General features: G+C 70.4%; 12 protein-coding genes. 6 read left to right on the top strand and 6 right to left on the bottom strand.

What is annotated here, in order from left to right; genetic code table 11:
- The first annotated feature begins 201 nt into the window (after positions 1-201).
- On the top strand, positions 202-1,752 hold the full coding sequence (locus tag KZ820_RS09610) for a spinster family MFS transporter (protein WP_219748401.1): 1,551 nt from the start codon (positions 202-204) through the stop codon (positions 1,750-1,752).
- 275 nt (positions 1,753-2,027) lie between these two features.
- Here the strand turns inward: KZ820_RS09610 and KZ820_RS09615 are convergent, their stop codons facing one another.
- Together KZ820_RS09615 and KZ820_RS09620 are read right to left on the bottom strand one after the other, a co-directional pair.
- The gene (locus KZ820_RS09615) at positions 2,028-2,570 is read right to left on the bottom strand and encodes a superoxide dismutase family protein (RefSeq protein WP_219748402.1); all 543 of its coding nucleotides are present in this window, start codon (positions 2,568-2,570) and stop codon (positions 2,028-2,030) included.
- An 88-nt stretch (positions 2,571-2,658) separates the two neighbouring features.
- On the bottom strand, positions 2,659-3,528 hold the full coding sequence (locus KZ820_RS09620) for a CDP-alcohol phosphatidyltransferase family protein (RefSeq protein WP_308462181.1): 870 nt from the start codon (positions 3,526-3,528) through the stop codon (positions 2,659-2,661).
- Positions 3,529-3,657: 129 nt separating this feature from the next.
- On the opposite strand from KZ820_RS09620, the gene KZ820_RS09625 reads away from it, so the two are divergent.
- The 3 genes from KZ820_RS09625 to KZ820_RS09635 all read left to right on the top strand — a co-directional run bounded on the left by KZ820_RS09625 (position 3,658) and on the right by KZ820_RS09635 (position 5,787).
- On the top strand, positions 3,658-4,764 hold the full coding sequence (locus tag KZ820_RS09625) for an inositol-3-phosphate synthase (RefSeq protein ID WP_219748404.1): 1,107 nt from the start codon (positions 3,658-3,660) through the stop codon (positions 4,762-4,764).
- Between the two features lie 10 nt (positions 4,765-4,774).
- On the top strand, positions 4,775-5,497 hold the full coding sequence (locus tag KZ820_RS09630; RefSeq protein ID WP_219748405.1) for a phosphocholine cytidylyltransferase family protein: 723 nt from the start codon (positions 4,775-4,777) through the stop codon (positions 5,495-5,497).
- Between the two features lie 86 nt (positions 5,498-5,583).
- Positions 5,584-5,787 carry a hypothetical protein gene (locus KZ820_RS09635; RefSeq protein WP_219748406.1) on the top strand — a complete coding sequence of 68 codons (204 nt, stop codon included), beginning with the start codon at positions 5,584-5,586 and terminating at the stop codon, positions 5,785-5,787.
- Between the two features lie 152 nt (positions 5,788-5,939).
- Here the strand turns inward: KZ820_RS09635 and KZ820_RS09640 are convergent, their stop codons facing one another.
- Genes KZ820_RS09640 through KZ820_RS09650 form a run of 3 tightly spaced genes read right to left on the bottom strand, consistent with a single transcriptional unit; the run spans position 5,940 to position 11,214 of the window.
- Positions 5,940-7,433: an MFS transporter gene (locus KZ820_RS09640; RefSeq protein ID WP_219748407.1), complete on the bottom strand. Its 1,494-nt coding sequence runs from the start codon at positions 7,431-7,433 to the stop codon at positions 5,940-5,942.
- Complete coding sequence (locus KZ820_RS09645; protein ID WP_219748408.1) at positions 7,430-9,403, bottom strand: alpha-glucosidase family protein; 1,974 nt, start codon at positions 9,401-9,403, stop codon at positions 7,430-7,432. Before KZ820_RS09645 ends, KZ820_RS09640 begins: the two co-directional genes overlap by 4 nt.
- On the bottom strand, positions 9,400-11,214 hold the full coding sequence (locus KZ820_RS09650) for an alpha-amylase family glycosyl hydrolase (RefSeq protein WP_219748571.1): 1,815 nt from the start codon (positions 11,212-11,214) through the stop codon (positions 9,400-9,402). Before KZ820_RS09650 ends, KZ820_RS09645 begins: the two co-directional genes overlap by 4 nt.
- Before the next feature lie 514 nt (positions 11,215-11,728).
- Here KZ820_RS09650 and KZ820_RS09655 point away from each other — a divergent pair.
- Positions 11,729-12,754, top strand: coding sequence for a LacI family DNA-binding transcriptional regulator (locus KZ820_RS09655; protein ID WP_219748409.1), 1,026 nt, complete (start codon positions 11,729-11,731; stop codon positions 12,752-12,754).
- A 198-nt stretch (positions 12,755-12,952) separates the two neighbouring features.
- On the opposite strand, the gene KZ820_RS09660 is transcribed toward KZ820_RS09655, so the two are convergent.
- Positions 12,953-14,155 (bottom strand): LPXTG cell wall anchor domain-containing protein, encoded by a 1,203-nt coding sequence (locus tag KZ820_RS09660; RefSeq protein WP_219748410.1) that lies wholly within the window; start codon positions 14,153-14,155, stop codon positions 12,953-12,955.
- Positions 14,156-14,437: 282 nt separating this feature from the next.
- Here KZ820_RS09660 and rpoB point away from each other — a divergent pair, with 282 nt between their 5' ends.
- A complete protein-coding gene (gene rpoB, locus KZ820_RS09665; protein ID WP_219748411.1) occupies positions 14,438-18,619 on the top strand; it encodes a DNA-directed RNA polymerase subunit beta in 4,182 nt (1,393 codons plus the stop codon).
- The last annotated feature ends 121 nt before the right edge of the window (positions 18,620-18,740 follow it).

Genomic DNA, 18,740 nt, shown 5'->3' on the forward strand with positions numbered 1-18,740 from the left:
GCACGCGCTCGCGATGGCGAATGCTCCCGACGGACGGCCGGACACGCGCTGCGGTAGATCATGAAACGAGTTCGGCATGAGGTCCGAGCGGGCGGCGCGACCTCCTGCTCCCCGCCCCGCCCCATATCGGCGGCGCCCCCTTCCCTCCCGCCCCGCCTCTGTTACGCTCCTCGCAACGACGAACATCGGGAGGGAACGGGCATGACCCCGGACGGCGACCAGCGCGCGAGCGGCTATGCGTGGTACGTGCTCGCGGTCCTGTTCGTCGTCTACATCCTCAATTTCGTCGACCGGCAGGTGATCTCGATCCTCGCCGAGGACATTAAGCGCGATCTCCACCTGCGCGACGAGGACCTGGGCTTCCTCTACGGCACCGCCTTCGGCGTCTTCTACGCGCTGTTCGGCATCCCGCTCGGCCGCCTCGCCGACAGCTGGCACCGCGTGCGGCTGATGACGGTGGGGCTGGCGCTGTGGTCGACCATGACCGCGCTCTCCGGCCTGGCGAGCGGGGGCGCGCAGCTCGCCGCCGCGCGCGTCGGCGTGGGGGTCGGCGAGGCCACCGCGTCGCCCTCGGCCTATTCGCTGATCTCGGACTATTTCCCGCGCAAGCTGCGCGCCACCGCGCTGTCGATCTACTCGGCGGGCATCTATGTCGGCGGGGGCTGCTCGCTGCTGGTCGGCGGGCTGGTGGTGCAGCATTGGCAGCGCGCCTTCCCGACCGACCCGCCGCTCGGGCTCGCCGGCTGGCAGGCGGCCTTCCTCGCGGTCGGGCTGCCCGGCCTGCTGCTCGCCGCGCTGGTGGCGACGCTGCGCGAGCCGGTGCGCGGCGCGGTCGAGGGGCTGCCCCCGCCGCCGGCGCATCCCGCGCCGTTCCGCGCCTTCGGCAGCGAACTGCTGACGATCCTGCCCCCGCTCACGCTGATCGCGGCGGCGCGGCGCGGGGTCGGCGCGCTGGCGGCCAATCTCGTCGCGCTCGCTGCGGTGGTCGCGGCGGTGGCGCTGCTGCAAGCGCTGGGCGAGCCGCTGCCGCAATGGATCGCGGTCGGCACCGGCGTCTACGCGGTCTTCTCCTGGGCAAGCGCGCTGCGCCGGCGCGACCCGCCGACCTTCGCGCTGATCGTCGGCACACCCGCCTTCCTGTGCGTGGTGGTGGCCTATGGGCTCAACGCCTTCCTGAGCTACGCCGCCTCCTTCTGGGCGGCGCCTTACGCGATGCGCGCGCTCGCGGTGTCGCCGGCAGAGGCCGGGTTGATCCTGGGCGGGGGCGCGGCGCTGTCGGGCTTCCTCGGGGTGACGAGCGGCGGGCTGATCGCGGACCGGCTGCGGCGGACCAATCCGTCCGGGCGACTGGTGCCGGTGCTGTGCGGCGCGGTGCTGCCGGTGCCCTTCCTCGTGATCGGCTTCACCGCGAGCGCGCCGCTGACGCTCTATCTGTGCCTATTCACGTCGCAATATCTGGCGAGCTGGGGTCTCGGCTCGGCCGCGGCGGCGACGCAGGACCTGGTGCTGCCGCGGATGCGCGGTACGGCGACGGCCACCTTCTTCATCGGCACGACTCTGCTCGGGCTGGCGCTCGGGCCGTATCTGGCGGGGCGGATCTCGACGCTGAGCGGCAGCCTGTCGACCGGGATGCTGGCGCTGCTCGCGGTGGTGCCGCTGGGCGTGGCGGCGGGCTTGGCGGCGTACCGGCTGGTGCCCGAGGCGGAGCGGACCCGCGAGGCGCGGGCGCGGGCGGCGGGGGAGCTGGGGTGAGGCGGCGGGGGTACGTCGTCTATCTCTCTTCGCCACCCGCGCGCCCCTCACGCATTGGCGTCATCCTGAACTGGTTTCAGGATCCACCGTCCCGCGAGCGCCTCGGCGTCTGAGTGTGCGACACGGTGGATCCTGAGACGAGCTCAGGATGACGCCAGTGGGAGCGGGCCGATGCGCCGCAGGAACATCGGCACCTGAGTTCGCGGCACGGTGGATCCTGAAGACGAGCTCAGGATGACGCCAGCGAGAAGGGACCGGCGTTACCGGCCCCTCCCTCACCCCGCCTGGAACACGCCGCAGGCGATGCGCGCGCCCGAGTTGCCGCTCGGATCGGTCTTCAGATCATCCTGCCCGGCGTGGATCACCATCGCGGCGCCGTCGGCGTCGAGCAGCCCGGCCATGGTCGCGCCCGGGATCGTCGCACCGATCGTGCCGCGGCCGTCGTTGCCGATGACGAGGTTGGGCAGGTCGCCCTGGTGCGGCCCCTGCGGGTTCATCGTGCCGTGCTTCATCTGCGTCGGGTTCCAGTGGCCGCCCGCGCTCTCGAAGCCCGGCGGATCGCAGCGGCCGACCATATGGACGTGCGCGCCGTGGGTGCCCGACGGCATGCCGCTGGCGTCCACGGTGAAGCGCAGCCCGCCCGCCACCTCGGTCGCGGTGGCACGGCCGGCCGGCGCGCCCGTCGCGGTGGCGAGCTGCGCGGTGGCGCTGGCACCGCCCGCGACCGGCGCGCCCGTGTCCATCTTCGCCTGGTCGTTGCACGCGGCGAGCGCCAGCGTCGCCAGCCCCACCGTCGTCATCGCCGTGATCCGTCGCATCGCTCGCTCCCTAAATCTCGCTGATCCATGTTCTTGCCGCAGGCAACCCGCGGGCCGCGCGCGCGGTTCCGCGCCCGACCGGCTTGGGTCAGCGGTGCCCGTGCGCGATCAGCGCGGTCATCCGCCGCCCGACATAGGCAGCCTGCACGATCGCGAGCACCAGCACCACGTTGAGCACCACGATCTCGATCAGGAAGAACCACAGCGGCGTTCCCGCGAACATGCTGAGTCCGAGCAGGATCGTGCGCGGGTTGGCGCCGAGCACCGCGGCGGCGGGCAGCAGCTTGCGCCCCTGCTCGCGCGCGATCTGCGCGATGCGGCGGCGTTCGGGCGGGTCAGCGGCGGCGCTTGCCACCAGCGCGTTCACCACCTGCGTCGGCCCTGACATCTTGTGCCACGCCCAGAGATAGAGGCCGGACAGCTTCACACCGATGCCGTCGCCGCCGGACTTGGCGGTCTGCAGCCACGGCACGTCATAGGCCCACCATTGATAGGTGCGGCGCTGGCTCTCGGCGAAGACCGACTGCACCGCGCGGCTCACCCCCGCGAGCAGCACGATCGGCCAGGCGACCCAGCCGATGCGGTCGTCCATCGCCGCACCCAGCAGCGTGTACATCACCGCGTGACCGGCATAGTCGCACAGCCCGTCGACGATCTCGCCCGAGGGCGAGGCGCGGCCCGACAGCCGCGCCAGCGCGCCGTCGGCGCCGTCCACCACGTGCCACAGGCAGTGGAGCAGGAAACCGAGCGCGATCGCCGCTGGCGTGCCCACCCGCGCGTACAGGACCGCCGCCGCCATCACCATCAGCGCGCCTGCGATCGAGACCATGTTCGGCGTCACCGGCGTGGGCACCAGCGCGCGCGCCAGCAGGTGCGCCAGCGGGTGATAAATCGTCCTGTTCAGAAAGCCTTGTAGCTCGCGCGGCTTCCCCGCCACAGCCGGTTCGGAATCGTTCACGCGTTCCTCGTGCATTTGCCCCGGCGCGCCTATACAGGCGATCGGTCCGCTTGACAGTTGCCACGTATCTGTCACGAAGCGGCAACGTATATGTCTTCAGCTCGGCTAGGGGCCGACAAGTGGGGTAGAATGGCTTCGATCAAGGTGGCGGTCATCGGGGTTGGGAACTGCGCGAGCAGCCTCGTGCAGGGCAAATACCACTATGCCGGCAGCAACACCGCCGCCGGTCTGATCCACGAGGAGATCGGCGGCTACAAGGTCGGCGACCTCGATTTCGTCGCGGCGTTCGACGTCGATTCGCGCAAGGTCGGGCTCGACCTCGGCGAGGCGATCTTCGCCAAGCCGAACTGCACCAAGGTATTCCACGCGGACGTGCCCAAGACCGGGACGATCGTGAAGATGGGTGCCAAGCTCGACGGCGTCGCGCCGCACATGCTCACCGCCGCCAACGACCGCGGCTTCGAGATCGACGACACGCGCGACGCGGAGAAGGCGGAGATCATCGCCGAGCTCAAGCGCTCGGGCGCCGAGATCCTCGTCAACTTCCTGCCGGTCGGCAGCCAGGAGGCGACCGAATTCTACATGGAGTGCGCGATCGAGGCGGGCCTCGGCGTGGTCAACTGCATGCCGGTGTTCATCGCCTCGCGCCCCGAGTGGGAGAAGAAGTTCGCCGACGCCGGCCTGCCGATCATCGGCGACGACGTGAAGGCGCAGGTCGGTGCGACGATCGTCCACCGCGTGCTGTCGAACCTGTTCGGCCAGCGCGGCGTGACGATCGATCACACCTACCAGCTCAATACCGGCGGCAACACCGACTTCATGAACATGCTCGACCGCAACCGGCTGGCGAGCAAGAAGGAGTCGAAGACCGAGGCGGTGCAGGCGGTGATCGCCGAGCGGCTGGCGGACGAGAATATCCACGTCGGCCCGTCGGATTACATCCCCTGGCTCGGCGACAACAAGCTTTGCTTCCTCCGCCTCGAGGGTGACCTGTTCGGCGGCGTGCCGATGAACCTCGAGCTGCGCCTGTCGGTCGAGGATTCGCCCAACTCGGCCGCGGTCGTGGTGGACGCGATCCGCTGCGTTAAGCTCGGCCTGGAGCGCGGCATCGCCGGTGCGCTCGAGGGTCCGTCGGCGTTCTTCTGCAAGCACCCGCCGCAGCAGGTGACCGACGACGTGGCGGCGGCGATGACCAACGAGTTCATCCACGCCGACGCGCGCCTCGCCGCCGAGTAAGGCCTACCCCTTGCATGCGCTCATCGTCGCGGCCGGCTATGGCAGCCGGCTGCGCGCGGTCTCTCCCTCGAAGCCGCTGACGCTCGTGCAGGGCGTGCCGCTGATCGAGCGCGTGCTACGTGCCGCGCTCGACGGTGGCGTCACCGACGTGACGGTCGTCACCGGGCACGAGGGCGAGCGGCTGGAGCGTCATCTCGCCGTGGTCGCGGCGACGCTCGACGTGCCGCTGCGCTGCGTGCGCACGTCCGACTGGTCGCTCGCCAACGGCCATTCGGTGCTGACCGGCGCCGAGGCGATCGGCCCGCGCCGCCACCTGCTGATGATGGCGGACCATCTGCTCGATCCGGCGCTGATCGCTCGCGTCGTGGCGGCGCCCGCGGCGGCGCTGACGCTCGGCGTCGATCGCCGGCTCGACAATCCCTTGGTCGACCTCGACGACGTCACGCGCGTGCGTACCGAGGGCGACCGCATCGTCGCGATCGGCAAGCACCTGCCCGACTATGACTGCTACGACACCGGCGTGTTCGCGGTCGACGCGCGCTTCCATGACGCGCTGCGCGAGTCGATCGCGGCCGGTGGCAGCGGGTCGATCTCGGCCGGGGTCGAGGCGCTGGCATCGCGCGGCGAGGCGCAGGTGATCGACGTCGGCGACGCCTGGTGGCTCGACGTCGACGATCCGCGCGCGCTCGACCAGGCCGAGGCCGCGCTGGCGGCGCACCCCCGCGCCGCCTGACAGCAAGAAAATGTAACCTCGATCAGCGGGAACGTGACTGCCCGCTATGCCATTGCCAGCGGCGAGACCCGACGACGAGGACCGCCATGGACACGAACAAGCACGGCTTCTCCTATCGCAGCTTCGCCGGCTGGCCGGCGCTGCTGGCGATCGCGCTGCTGATCGCGACGGTGCTGTACCTCAACTACGGCCGTGACGCGTCGGCGACGCGGCTCAAGCCGGCCACCGGCACCGCGCGCGCGATGGCGCTGGCGGCGCAGGGTGGCGAGAAGGTGCCCGAGCGGCCGTAGCGGGAACGCTTGAAGACAAGGCTTCGACGGGCTCAGCCTCCCCTCAGCGCGAACGGCTGGAGATGTCAGGCTTGGTCCTGAGGCATCCGTTCATGCTGAGGAGGGGTCGAGTCCGTCGCAGCGCCGTTGTGAAGCACGTCGCTCACGTCGCCTTACTCCACCCGCACGCGCAGCATCGCCGCGGCCGCCGCCAGCATCGTCGCGGCGGCGAAGGCCATCGTCCAGATCGGCGCGGTCGGGAAGAAATGCTTGGTGATCGATCCCATCACGGTCGCGACCAGCAGCTGCGGCAGTACCACGAAGACGTTGAACAGACCCATATACACCCCCAGCTTGCGCTGCGGCAGCGCCGAGGCGAGGATCGCATAGGGCATCGCCAGGATGGTCGACCAGGCGATGCCGATCGCCACCTCGCTCAGCAGCAGCCAGCGCGCGTCGGGCACCACGAACACGCTGGCGAAGCCGAGCGCGCCGCAGGTGAGCCCGATCGCGTGGGTGCGCGACTTGCCGACGCGCCGGGCCAGCCACGGCAGCAGGAGCAGCGCGGAGAGCGCCGCCACGCCATTGTAGGTGGCGAACAGCACGTCGACCCAGTTGGCCCCCTCCTGATAGGCCGGGCTGGCCGCGTCGGGCGCGCCGTAGAAGGCACCGGTGACGACGGGGGTGGTGTTGATCCACATGATGAACAGCGCGGACCAGCTGAAGAACTGGACGAGCGCGAGCCGTTTCATCAGCGGCGGCATACCCGCGAAATCGCCGACGAGATGCCCGAGCATACCCGCGCCCCGCGCTCGCCGTGCGCGCTTAATCGCGACCAGGCTGGCGAGGCCGTAGCCGGCGAGCAGCGCGCCGAGCAGGTACATCTCCTTCTCGAGCCCGAGCGCGGCGACGAGCGCCACCACCGCGGCGCCCGCGCCGAGCCAAGCGAGCGGCGCGCCGTCACCCCGCGCGGCCAGCGCGGCGTGGCCCTCGGCCTCGTCGGCGGCTGGGGCCCCGTCGAACGCCGCCATCTCCTCGGGCGCATATTCGCGCGTGGTCAGCACGGTCCACAGCACGCTCAGCAGCAGCGCGGCGCCGCCGGCCCAGAAGGCCACGCGGACCGAGTCGGGGATGACGCCCGGCGGCGCGACGTTCGACACGCCGGCTCGCTCGAGCAGCCAGGGGAAGATCGAGCCGACCACCGCGCCCGCGCCGATGAAGGCGGTCTGCACGCCATAGCCGGCGGCGTGCTGGTCGCGGTCGAGCATGTCGCCGACGAAGGCGCGGAACGGCTCCATCGAGACGTTGAGCGAGGCGTCGAGCACCCACAGCATCAGCGCGGCGACGAGCAGCCCCGGGCTGAGCGGCATGATCAGCAGCGACAGCGCGGCGAGCAGCGCGCCGGCGAGGAAATAGGGCCGCCGCCGCCCGAAGCGGCCGAGCCAGGTGCGGTCGCTGAGGTGGCCGATCACGGGCTGGACGAGCAGCCCGGTGAGCGGCGCGGCGACCCACAAGGCGGGCAGATCGTCGAGGCGCGTGCCGAGCGATTGGAAGATGCGGCTCATGTTCGCGTTCTGCAGCGCGAAGCCGATCTGGATGCCGAAGAAGCCGAAGCTGATGTTGGCCAGCCCGGCGAGCGACTGACGGCGGCGACGCGGCTGGGTCATGCGCGGGGGGCTGCGAGCGCGGTGGCATCCGCCGTGGCGTCCGCGCCGGTGCCGGCGGTGGGGTCGGCGTCCACCACGTTCTGCGCGAGCGGCGACGACCTACCCCCCAATTCCGACCACCCCGGCGAACGCCGGAGTCCAGTTGCGAGCGGCACGCGAGATGCGGAAACGCCTCCCAACTCAGCCCCGGCGTCCGCCGGGGCGGTGGTGGAGGAAGTCTCGCGCCCCTCACCACCCGCGTGCTCCGGCGTAGGCCGGAGCCCAGTTGCGGGCGGCGTGCGAGATGCACGAGCGTCTCCCAACTGGGCCCCGGCGTCCGCCGGGGCGGTGGTGGAGGAACCGACCGGCGCCTCTTCATCGCCCCACCCCGGCGCAGGCCCGGCCGCCGCCTCCGCCGGCGCACGCAGCGCCAGCAGCGCGCCATAGCCCTCGAAGCTCGCCCCGCTCACCCCGCTCGCCACCAGCGTCACGCCATCGGGCAGCGCCAGCGCGCGCGGCTCGGGTGTCAGGTTCACCACGCACAGCAGCCGCTCGTCGCCGGAGGCGCGCTCGAACGCCACCACCCCCGGCCCGAGATCGACGAAAGCGATCGTCCCGACGCGCAGCGCCGCATGCGCGCGGCGCAGCGCCAGCAGCCGACGCGTCCAATGCAGCAGCGAGCCCGCGTCGGCCTCCTGCGCGTCCACCGCCAGTGCGCCGTGGTCCGCGCCGAAGGGCAGCCACGGCGTCCCCGCGGTGAAGCCGTGCCCCGCCCCCTCCGCCTGCCACGGCATCGGCGTGCGCGCGCCGTCGCGGCTGAGCGTCAGCGGCCAGTTGGCGATCGCCTCCGGGTCCTGCAGCAGCTCGAACGGCACCGCCACCTGGGTCAACCCGAGTTCCTCGCCCTGGTAGAGGAAGATGTTGCCGCGCAGCCCCGCCAGCAGCACCATCTTGGCGCGCGCGAAGGCGTCGCGGTGCTCGGGCAGCGCCCAGCGCGACACGGCGCGCGGCGCGTCGTGATTCTCGAACGCCCAGCTCGGCCAGCCCTCGCCTGCGGCGCCGGGCCATTGCGCCAGCGCGGCGCGCACCAGTGCCGGGGTCAGCTGCTCGGCGTAGAGGAAGTCGAAGCCATAGGCCGTGTCGAGCCGGCGCGGCGCGGTATAGTCCTTGCGCACCCAGTCGCTCTCCTCGCCGCCGATCTCGGCGACGGTGAAGCGATCGGGGTATTCGTCGGTCAGCGCGCGGATGCGCTCGACGAAGGGCAGCATGTCGGGCTGATCCTGGCTGTGCTGCTTGAGCTGGAAGTCGAACGAGCGCGTCCGCGGCTTGTTCGAGGGGGGCGCGGGCGGGTTGTCGGTCAGCGCCGCGCTGCCCATCGCGTGGTTGATCGCGTCGAGCCGGAAGCCGTCGACGCCGCGCTCCAGCCAGAAGCGCCCGACCGCCAGCAGCGCCTCCTGCACCGCCGGCTCGCGCACGTTGAGCTGGGGCTGCTCGCGCAGGAAGGTGTGGAGGTAATATTGCTGGCGCCGCGCGTCCCAGGTCCAGGCCGGGCCGCCGAACACCGACTGCCAGTTGTTGGGCGGCGAGCCGTCCTGCTTCGCGTCTGCCCAGACGTACCAGTCATGCTTGTCGCCGTCGCGGCGCTGGCGGCTCTGGCGGAACCAGTAATGCTGGTCCGAGGTGTGCGACCACACCTGGTCGGTGATCACCTTGAGCCCCAGCGCGTGTGCGCGCGCCACTAGCGCGTCGAAGTCGGCGAGCGTGCCGAACGTCGGATCGACGTCGCAGTAATCGGCCACGTCATAGCCGAAGTCGCGCATCGGCGAGGTGTAGAAGGGCGAGATCCAGATCGCGTCGACGCCGAGCGAGGCGACATGGTCGAGATGCGCGGTGATGCCGCGCAGGTCGCCCACGCCGTCGCCGTTCGCGTCGGCGAAGCTGCGCGGGTAGATCTGGTAGACGGCGGCGCCCTTCCACCACGGGTCGGTCATTCTGTCTCTCCGATAGCGCACACGGCATAGCCGAGCGGCGGCAAGGTCACACGCAGCGATCCGGGCGCGGCCGCGCGCGTGGCGCAGCCCGCGCCCGCGAGCGTGGCGGCGGTGGCACCGCGCGCCCCGATCTCGACCAGCCGCTCGATCGGCCGGGTCGCGGTGTTGAAGGCGAGCAGGATCTCGCGCCCGCTCGCCGGGTCGACGCGCGACACCGCGAGCAGCCCGGGCTTGTCCTCGCGCGCGCGCAGCAGCGTCCGCCCCTCGCGCAATGCCGGCTCGGCGCGGCGCACGCGCGCGAGCGTCGCGATCTGGCGGAACAGCGGGTTGTCGCGGCCGAAATGCGCGGTGGCGGTGGTCGTGGTGGTGCCGAGCAGGCGATTGTCGTTGTAGCTGGCCACGCGGCTGGCGAACATGTCCTCGCGCGCGTCCTGGTCGTTGCCGTCGCCGATGAAGCCCTGCTCGTCGCCCGAGTAGATCGTCGGCACGCCGCGCAGCGTGAGCAGCATCGCGTTGGCGAGCTCGACCCGGCGCAGCACCTCGTCGTCGTTCGCCTGCGGCAGCGCCTGTCGCACGTAGAAGGCGAAGCGGCCGTTGTCGTGGTTGCTGACGAAGGTGGGGAGCGTGCGCGCGACCGCCTCGCCGCCCTCGTACAGCGCGTCGCCGCGGATCAGCGTCTCGAACGCGTCGGTGCCGCGCGTTCCCGCCACCGCGTCGAGCACCGCGCGGCGGAACGCGAAGTCGAGCACCGCGGGCAGCTTGTCGACGCGCGTGTGGACCGCGAGCGGGCCGGGATCGAGCTGATCGGCCGCCACCTCGCCGAAGACGTGGAAATTGGGGATGCCGCGCGCCTTCGCACGCGACAGGATCGCGGGGACGAATTGCTGCCAGAACGCGGGGTTGACGTGGCGCGCGGTGTCGATGCGGAAGCCGTCAACGCCGAAGCGATCGATCCAGCCGCCGAAGATCTCGATCATGCCGCTGACGACGCGCGGGTTCTCGGTCATCAGGTCGTCCAGCCCAACGAAATCGCCCATGGTCGAGCTCTCGTTGCTGAAGGTGGTGTTGCCGCGATTGTGGTAGAGCGTGACGTCGTTGAGCCAGGCCGGCGACTTGGCCTTCTCCTCGCCCTTGGGAACGAAAGGGGTGTAGGCGTAGCGGGGATCGGTCAGGCGCGCGAAATTGGCCGCGCTCCCGTCCTGGTCGCCGGCGAAGCCGGGGTTGATCGCGGCGCCGTCGACGCCGCCGCGGCGCTGGTAAGGATAGTCGGCGCGGCTGCGATAGGCGCAGTCGCCGCACTCGCGATACTGGATCACGTCGGCGGTGTGGTTGACGATGATGTCCATGTAGACCTTGATCCCGCGCGCGTGCGCGGCGTCGACCAGCGCCTTGAACTCGGCGTCGGTGCCGAGGTGGGGGTCGACATGCTCGAAGTCGGTGATCCAATAGCCGTGATAGCCCGCGCTCTCCTGCCCCCTGGGGCCCTGCACCGGTTTGTTGCGGAAGATCGGCCCGACCCAGATCGCGGTCGCGCCGAGAGCGTCGATATAGTCGAGCCGGCGCAGCAGCCCCTTGAGGTCGCCGCCGTGGTAGAAGCCCTTGGCGGTCGGATCATAGCCGGTGACGAGCCGGTCGCCGGTCAGGCCACCGCGGTCGTTGCTCGGATCGGCGTTATCGAAGCGGTCGGGGAGAGCGAAATAGATCACCTCGTCCTGCGGCGGTCGCGCGCGCAGGTCGGCCAGCGGGTCGGCGAGCGCCGGGGTGGCGGTGGTGAGCAGGGCCGCGAGGGACGCGAGGGCGAGCGGGCGGATCCGCACGCTTCCTTCCTTACTGCGCCGCTGCCCCTTCCCACTGGCGTCATCCTGAACTCGTTTCAGGATCCACGATCCCGCGAGCGCCGCGGCCGCTGAATACGCGGCACGGTGGATCCCGAAACAACTTCGGGATGACGGTAGGAAGGAGGGAGCGGCGCCGTGCCCCTCCGGTGACGGCAACGAGGGCGGAGCGGCGGCGTGCATCTTCTGCCGCAGCGACGGCGAAGAGGAAGCCACCCTCGCCTCACCCGTGTTCCCGCGCACGCGGGAACCAAGCGCCGCGAACGCGCCGCTCTGTGGCTCTAGGCTCCCGCTTTCGCGGGAGCACACCTCCAGCGAAGATCCCGGCACCACCATCCGCTCACCCTCCCCGTGCCGCGTCGGGACAGGCCGCGCGGTTCGGCACCTGATGCGGCGCGCCGGCGCGCTTGGCCAGCGCAGGGCATACGTATTCACAGCGCGGCGCGTGCGCGGTAGAAGATGCTCCCGCTGGAGAGACCGATCCGCCGCCATGGCGCTGTCCGACAAAGTCACCTCGTTCGACATCGCGGCGCTGGCCGGCGTCTCGCAGCCCACCGTGTCGCGCGCGCTGCGCGGCGACAAGACGGTGAGTGCGGCGACGCGGCTGCGCATCGAGGCGATCGCGCGCCAGCTCAACTACAAGGTCGACCGCGCCGCCTCGTCGCTGCGCAAGGGCGAGGCGCGCACGCTGGCGCTGCTCTTTTTCGAAGACCCGCTGCCCGACGATTCCCACATCAATCCCTTTTTCCTGTCGATGCTGGGGTCGATCCTCAAGACCTGCGCGCTGCGCGGCTACGACCTGCTCACGTCGTTCCAGCAGCTCTCCGCCGACTGGCACGTCGACTATGCCGATTCGCGCAAGGCAGACGGGCTGATCCTGCTCGGTTACGGCGACTGGCAGCTGTACCGCGCGCGCGTCGAGCAGCTGGTCGGGCAGAAGACGCGCTTCGTTCGCTACGGCTCGGTCGCGGCCAGCGGCGGGCTCGGAACGGTGATCGGCTGCGACAATCGCGCCGGCGGCGCGGCGGTGGGGCGCCACCTGATCGAGCGCGGGCGCCGCCGCGTCGCCTTCATCGGCGAGGCGAGCGATCACTATCCCGAGTTCCGCGATCGCTACCGCGGCCTCGCCGACGCGCTGCGCGAGGCCGGGCTCGCGGCGGATCCGGGGCTGCACGTCGACGCTCTATCGTCGGAGCAGGCCGGCTATGAGGCGACGCAGCGGCTGATCGCTCGCGGCATCGGCTTCGACTCGCTGTTCGCCGCCTCCGACCTGATCGCGCTGGGCGCGCTGCGCGCGCTCGACGAGGCCGGGCTGGTGGTGCCGCGTGCGGTGTCGGTGGTCGGCTTCGACGATATCCCCGCGGCGAGCCTGACACGCCCGCCGCTCACCACCGTGGCGCAGGATTACGCGCGCGCCGGAGCGGTACTGGTCGATACGTTGGTGCGCCAGATCGCTGGCGAGCCGACTGATCACCTCACTTTGCCCGCGACGCTGGTGGTGCGCGCGTCGACGTGAGGCAGCAGGCGGTCGCGTCACGGAAGGACGCTGAAGACGAGAGCCCGCCGGTGAAGGCGGCTCTCCCGGCGGCGATACGGTGACACTGCGGTCGATCGGGTCATCCCACCGGGTTTCCGACATCCGCCAACTCCGACCCGCGGCTTGCGCGACGCCGTTCACTTGCTGAAGAGCTGCACTCGTCCCTTCCCTCCGGCGTCAGCGCGTGACCGGCGCGCCGTGGGGCCGCGCGTCGAGCGTCTCGTGCATGCGCGCGGGACCGTCGAGCCGGAAGGGCGCGAGCTTCGCCGCGCCGTCGCGCGCCACGCCCACCGCAAAGGCCGCCGCGATCTGCGCCTCCCCCATCCCGCTGCCATAGCGCACGTCCACCGCCGCCACGGGCACGAACATCGCGCGCCCGCCCATGTCGATCGGCCGGATCGCGGCGCGCGGTAGCGTGAGCAGCAGCGGCAGCACGCGTGCTTCGCCCGGCGCGAGCACGAACGGCGCCACCGCCGGACGCACGCGCGGCTCGGCGAAGAGCGCGTCGAGCTCGGCCTGCTGGTCGCGGTGCGCGCTCAGCAGCCGCGCGGCGACCTGTACCGTCCCCGCCGACGCGTCGCCCGTGTTGACGATCTCCAGCTCCACGTCGAGCGTCGCGGTGAGCAGGTTGATCCCGCCGCGGCGCGGGCGCAGCGCCACGGTCAGGCGCGCGCGCGGTGGAGAAGCGGCGGGCGATGCCGGCAGGGAAGCGCGGGGCGCGGGGGCGATGGGCGACACCGGCGCTGAGGTTGGTGGCCGGTGCGCATGCGACTCCGCTGTCGGCGAAGAGATTGCCACCTCGCCGGAAGCCGTGCCGCTCAAGTCCTTGCGGCGCCGCTGCCACAGCAGCAGCGCGACGCCGCCGATCAGGACGAGACCACCCGCGATCAGCCAGTCGGCTCGCCACAGCGGCGCCGGCGGCGCGGAAGCGGGCGGAGGTACTGGTACGATGCCGGTCGCGGCCGCGGTCGGCGACTCTGCCGTCGACGGTGTGTCGACAGGAGCCGCGTTGGCCGGTGTCGCCGACGGCCTGGGCGCGGCGACCGGCGCCGCGACGCCGGCAGGCGCTGGGGTGGTACGTGGCGCCGGCGTCGGGGCGGCGCGCGGCGTCGCACTCGCTCGCGGCGCCGGCGCGAGGGTCGCACGGGGGGTGGGCGTAGGCGTGGGACGTAGCGCCGGCGCCGCTCGGACCGGCGCGACCACGGCGGGCGCGCTCGGCGTCGCACCCGGGCCCGGCGGCAGCGACCAGGAGATCGGCGGCGGGACCGCCGAATCGGCCGGCGGCACGGTGGTGACCGGCGCCGGCTTCGCCTGCTGCGCCGACCCGGGCACGGCGAGCGGCAGCGAGGCCAGCAGGACGAGGAGGTTACGCGTGAACATCGCCGCATCCGCTACCGCGCCCGCCGAGGAGGTCAACCGCCCTCCCCTGCGCTGTCCCGCCGCCTCCGCCCGGTTGACGCTCCAACACGACGGGCCTATATCACGACCACTTCCTTCGATCTCGGGACATGGCACGCCGTCGCGCAGCGGGTCATACGTATGGTTCGAAGGGTTCAGGACGCTGAAGGTCGCCGTCTCCCGCTTGGCCGGGATCAGACGCGCGGCCTTTCGCCGTTCGGTCCCATGCGCCCGTATATACTGGCTGACGAGGCACACGCTCCTATGGCAACCAAGGCGATCGACGCGGGCTCCGCGCGCTCCGACCGGCTCAGCGGCACGCGCAAGCGGCGCATCCGCAAGGTCTTCGGCAACATCCACGAAGTCGTGCAGATGCCGAACCTGATCGAGGTCCAGCGCGAGAGCTACGAGCAGTTCCTGCGCTCGGATCCCTCGATCGGCTATGTCTCGGGTCTCGAGAAGACGCTGCGCAGCGTGTTCCCGATCCGCGACTTCGCCGGCACCGCCGAGCTCGACTTCGTGACCTACGAGCTCGAGCCGCCGAAGTTCGACGTCGAGGAGTGCCGCCAGCGCGGCATCACCTATGCCGCGCCGATGCGCGTCACGCTGCGCCTGATCGTGTTCGAGGTGGATCCCGATACGGAGACCCGCTCGGTGCTCGATATCAAGGAGCAGGACGTCTACATGGGCGACATGCCGCTCATGACCGAGAACGGCACCTTCTTCATCAATGGCACCGAGCGCGTGATCGTCTCGCAGATGCACCGCTCGCCGGGCGTGCTGTTCGACCACGACCGCGGCAAGACGCACGCGAGCGGCAAGTATCTCTTCGCCGCGCGCGTCATCCCCTATCGCGGCTCGTGGCTCGACTTCGAGTTCGACGCCAAGGACATCGTCAACGTCCGCATCGACCGGAAGCGCAAGCTGCCGGTGACGGCGCTGCTGTACGCGCTCGGCCTCAACTCGGAAGAGATCCTCAACCACTTCTACAACCGCGTCACCTATGTGCGCGGCGAGGGTGGCTGGCAGATCCCGTTCGCGCCCGAGAACTGGCGCGGCGTGAAGCCGACGTTCGACCTGATCGACGCCGCCTCGGGCGAGGTGGTGTTCGCCGCGGGCACCAAGGTGACCCCGCGCGCCGCCAACAAGGCGGGCAAGGACGGGCTGCAGACGCTGCTGATCCCCACCGAGGAGATCTACGGCCGCTATTCCGCCTATGACCTGATCAACGAGACCACCGGCGAGATCTACGTCGAGGCCGGTGACGAGATGGGGCCGGAGAGCCTCGAGAAGCTCGACAAGGCCGGGATCGACCGGATCGAGCTGCTCGACATCGACCATGTCACCACCGGCCCGTGGATCCGCAACACGCTCAAGGCCGACAAGGCCGAGGAGCGCGAGCAGGCGCTGTCCGACATCTATCGCGTGATGCGCCCCGGCGAGCCGCCGACGCTGGAGACGGCGGAGTCGCTGTTCGCCGGCCTGTTCTTCGATCCGGACCGCTACGACCTGTCGGCGGTGGGCCGCGTCAAGCTCAACATGCGCCTCGACCTCGACGCCGAGGACACGGTGACGACGCTGCGCACCGAGGACATCCTCGCGGTGGTCAAGACGCTGGTCGACCTCAAGGACGGCAAGGGCGAGATCGACGACATCGACAATCTCGGCAACCGCCGCGTCCGCTCGGTCGGCGAGCTGCTCGAGAACCAGTATCGCGTCGGCCTGCTGCGCATGGAGCGCGCGGTGAAGGAGCGCATGTCGTCGGTCGACGTGTCGACGGTGATGCCGAACGACCTGATCAACGCTAAGCCAGCGGTCGCCGCGGTGCGCGAGTTCTTCGGTTCGTCGCAGCTGTCGCAGTTCATGGACCAGACGAACCCGCTCTCCGAAGTGACGCACAAGCGTCGCGTCTCGGCGCTCGGGCCGGGCGGCCTGACGCGTGAGCGTGCGGGCTTCGAGGTCCGCGACGTCCACCCGACGCACTATGGCCGCATCTGCCCGATCGAGACGCCGGAAGGCCCGAACATCGGTCTGATCAACTCGCTCGCGAGCTTCAGCCGCGTCAACAAGTATGGCTTCATCGAGACGCCGTACCGCAAGGTCGTCGACAACAAGGTCACCGGTGAGGTGGTCTATCTGTCGGCGATGGAAGAGGCCAAGCACACGATCGCGCAGGCCTCGGCGGATCTCGATGCGGACGGCCGGCTGACCGAGGAGCTGGTCTCCGCGCGTCAGGCGGGCGAGTTCCTGATGGCGCTGCCCGAGACGATCACGCTGATGGACGTGAGCCCCAAGCAGCTCGTGTCGGTCGCGGCGTCGCTGATTCCGTTCCTCGAGAACGACGACGCCAACCGCGCGCTGATGGGCTCGAACATGCAGCGCCAGGCGGTGCCGCTGGTCAAGGCCGAGGCGCCGTTCGTCGGCACCGGCATGGAGGAGACCGTCGCGCGCGATTCGGGCGCGGCGATCGCCGCCAAGCGCGCCGGCGTGGTCGACCAGGTCGACGCCAGCCGCATCGTGATCCGCGCCACGGGTGACGTCAGCGCGACCGAGTCGGGCGTGGACATCTACACGCTGATGAAGTTCCAGCGCTCGAACCAGTCGACCTGCATCAACCAGCGCCCGCTGGTGAAGGTGGGCGACGTGGTCAACGTCGGCGACGTCATCGCGGACGGCCCGTCGACCGAGTTTGGCGAGCTGGCGCTTGGCCGCAACGCCCTCGTCGCGTTCATGCCGTGGAACGGGTACAATTACGAGGACTCGATCCTCATCTCCGAGCGGATCGTGAAGGACGACGTGTTCACGTCGATCCACATCGACGAGTTCGAGGTGATGGCGCGCGACACTAAGCTCGGGCCGGAGGACATCACCCGCGACATCCCCAACGTCGGCGAGGAGGCGCTGCGCAACCTCGACGAGGCGGGCATCGTGTACATCGGCGCCGAGGTGGAGCCGGGTGACATCCTGGTCGGCAAGATCACGCCCAAGGGCGAGAGCCCGATGACGCCGGAGGAGAAGCTGCTCCGTGCCATCTTTGGCGAGAAGGCCAGCGACGTGCGCGACACCTCGCTGCGCCTGCCGCCGGGCGTCGCCGGGACGATCGTCGACGTGCGCGTCTTCAATCGCCACGGCATCGACAAGGACGAGCGCGCGATGGCGATCGAGCGCGAGGAGATCGAGCGCCTGAAGAAGGACTCGGACGACGAGCGCACGATCCTCAACCGCGCCACCTGGTCGCGCCTGCGCGAGATGCTGCTCGACCAGGTCGCGACGGCGGTGCCGAAGGGCCTGAAGAAGGGCGCCACGATCGACATGGACCTGCTCGACAGCGTCGACCGCCACGAGTGGTGGAAGTTCGCGGTGCAGGACGATGCGGTCCAGGCCAATCTGGAAGCGGTCAAGGCGCAGTATGACGAGGCCGCCAAGAAGATCCGCGACAAGTTCGAGGATCGCCGGGAGAAGCTGGAGCGCGGCGACGAGCTGCCGCCGGGCGTGCTCAAGATGGTCAAGGTGTTCGTCGCGGTGAAGCGCAAGCTGCAGCCGGGCGACAAGATGGCCGGCCGCCACGGCAACAAGGGCGTGATCAGCCGCATCCTGCCGGTCGAGGACATGCCGTTCCTCGCCGACGGGACGCCGGTGGACCTCGTGCTCAACCCGCTGGGCGTGCCGTCGCGCATGAACGTCGGGCAGATCTTCGAGACCCACCTCGGCTGGGCCGCGCGCGGTCTGGGGCAGCAGATCTCGCACGCGCTGGAAGACTGGCGCGAGGCTAACCCCGACGCCACCGCGGGCGAGATGCCCGCGGCGGTCAAGGAGCGGCTCGAGACCGTCTACGGCGAGCATTATCTCGACGACATCCGCGCCCGCGACGGCAACGAGATCGTCGAGCTGGCGCAGAACCTGAAGGCGGGCGTGCCGATGGCGACCCCGGTGTTCGACGGCGCGGTGGAAGCCGATGTCGCCGAGATGCTGGAGCTCGCCGGGCTCGATCGCTCGGGCCAGTCGGACCTGTTCGACGGGCGCACCGGCGATCAGTTCGACCGCAAGGTGACGGTGGGCATCATCTACATGCTCAAGCTGCACCACCTCGTGGACGACAAGATCCACGCGCGCTCGATCGGGCCGTACTCGCTCGTCACCCAGCAGCCGCTGGGCGGCAAGGCGCAGTTCGGCGGCCAGCGCTTCGGCGAGATGGAGGTGTGGGCGCTCCAGGCGTACGGCGCCGCCTACACGCTGCAGGAGATGCTGACGGTGAAGTCCGACGACGTGGTCGGCCGCACCAAGGTCTACGAGGCGATCGTCAAGGGCGACGACACGTTCGAGGCCGGCATCCCCGAGAGCTTCAACGTGCTCGTCAAGGAGATGCGCTCGCTGGGTCTCAACGTCGATCTCAAGACGATGGACCTGGGCGTGGACGAGGACGGCGTCGCCATCGCGGCCGAGTGAGCACATAACACCGTTCGTCCTGAGGAGCCGCTGAGCGAAGTCGAAGCGGCATCTCGAAGGACTGAGGCCGGGCGTGCCCTTCGAGACGGGCCTTCGCCTCGGCTCAGTCCCTCCTCAGGGC

It is taken from the genome of Sphingomonas citri (genome assembly GCF_019429485.1).
Taxonomy (GTDB): Bacteria; Pseudomonadota; Alphaproteobacteria; order Sphingomonadales; family Sphingomonadaceae; genus Sphingomonas; species Sphingomonas citri.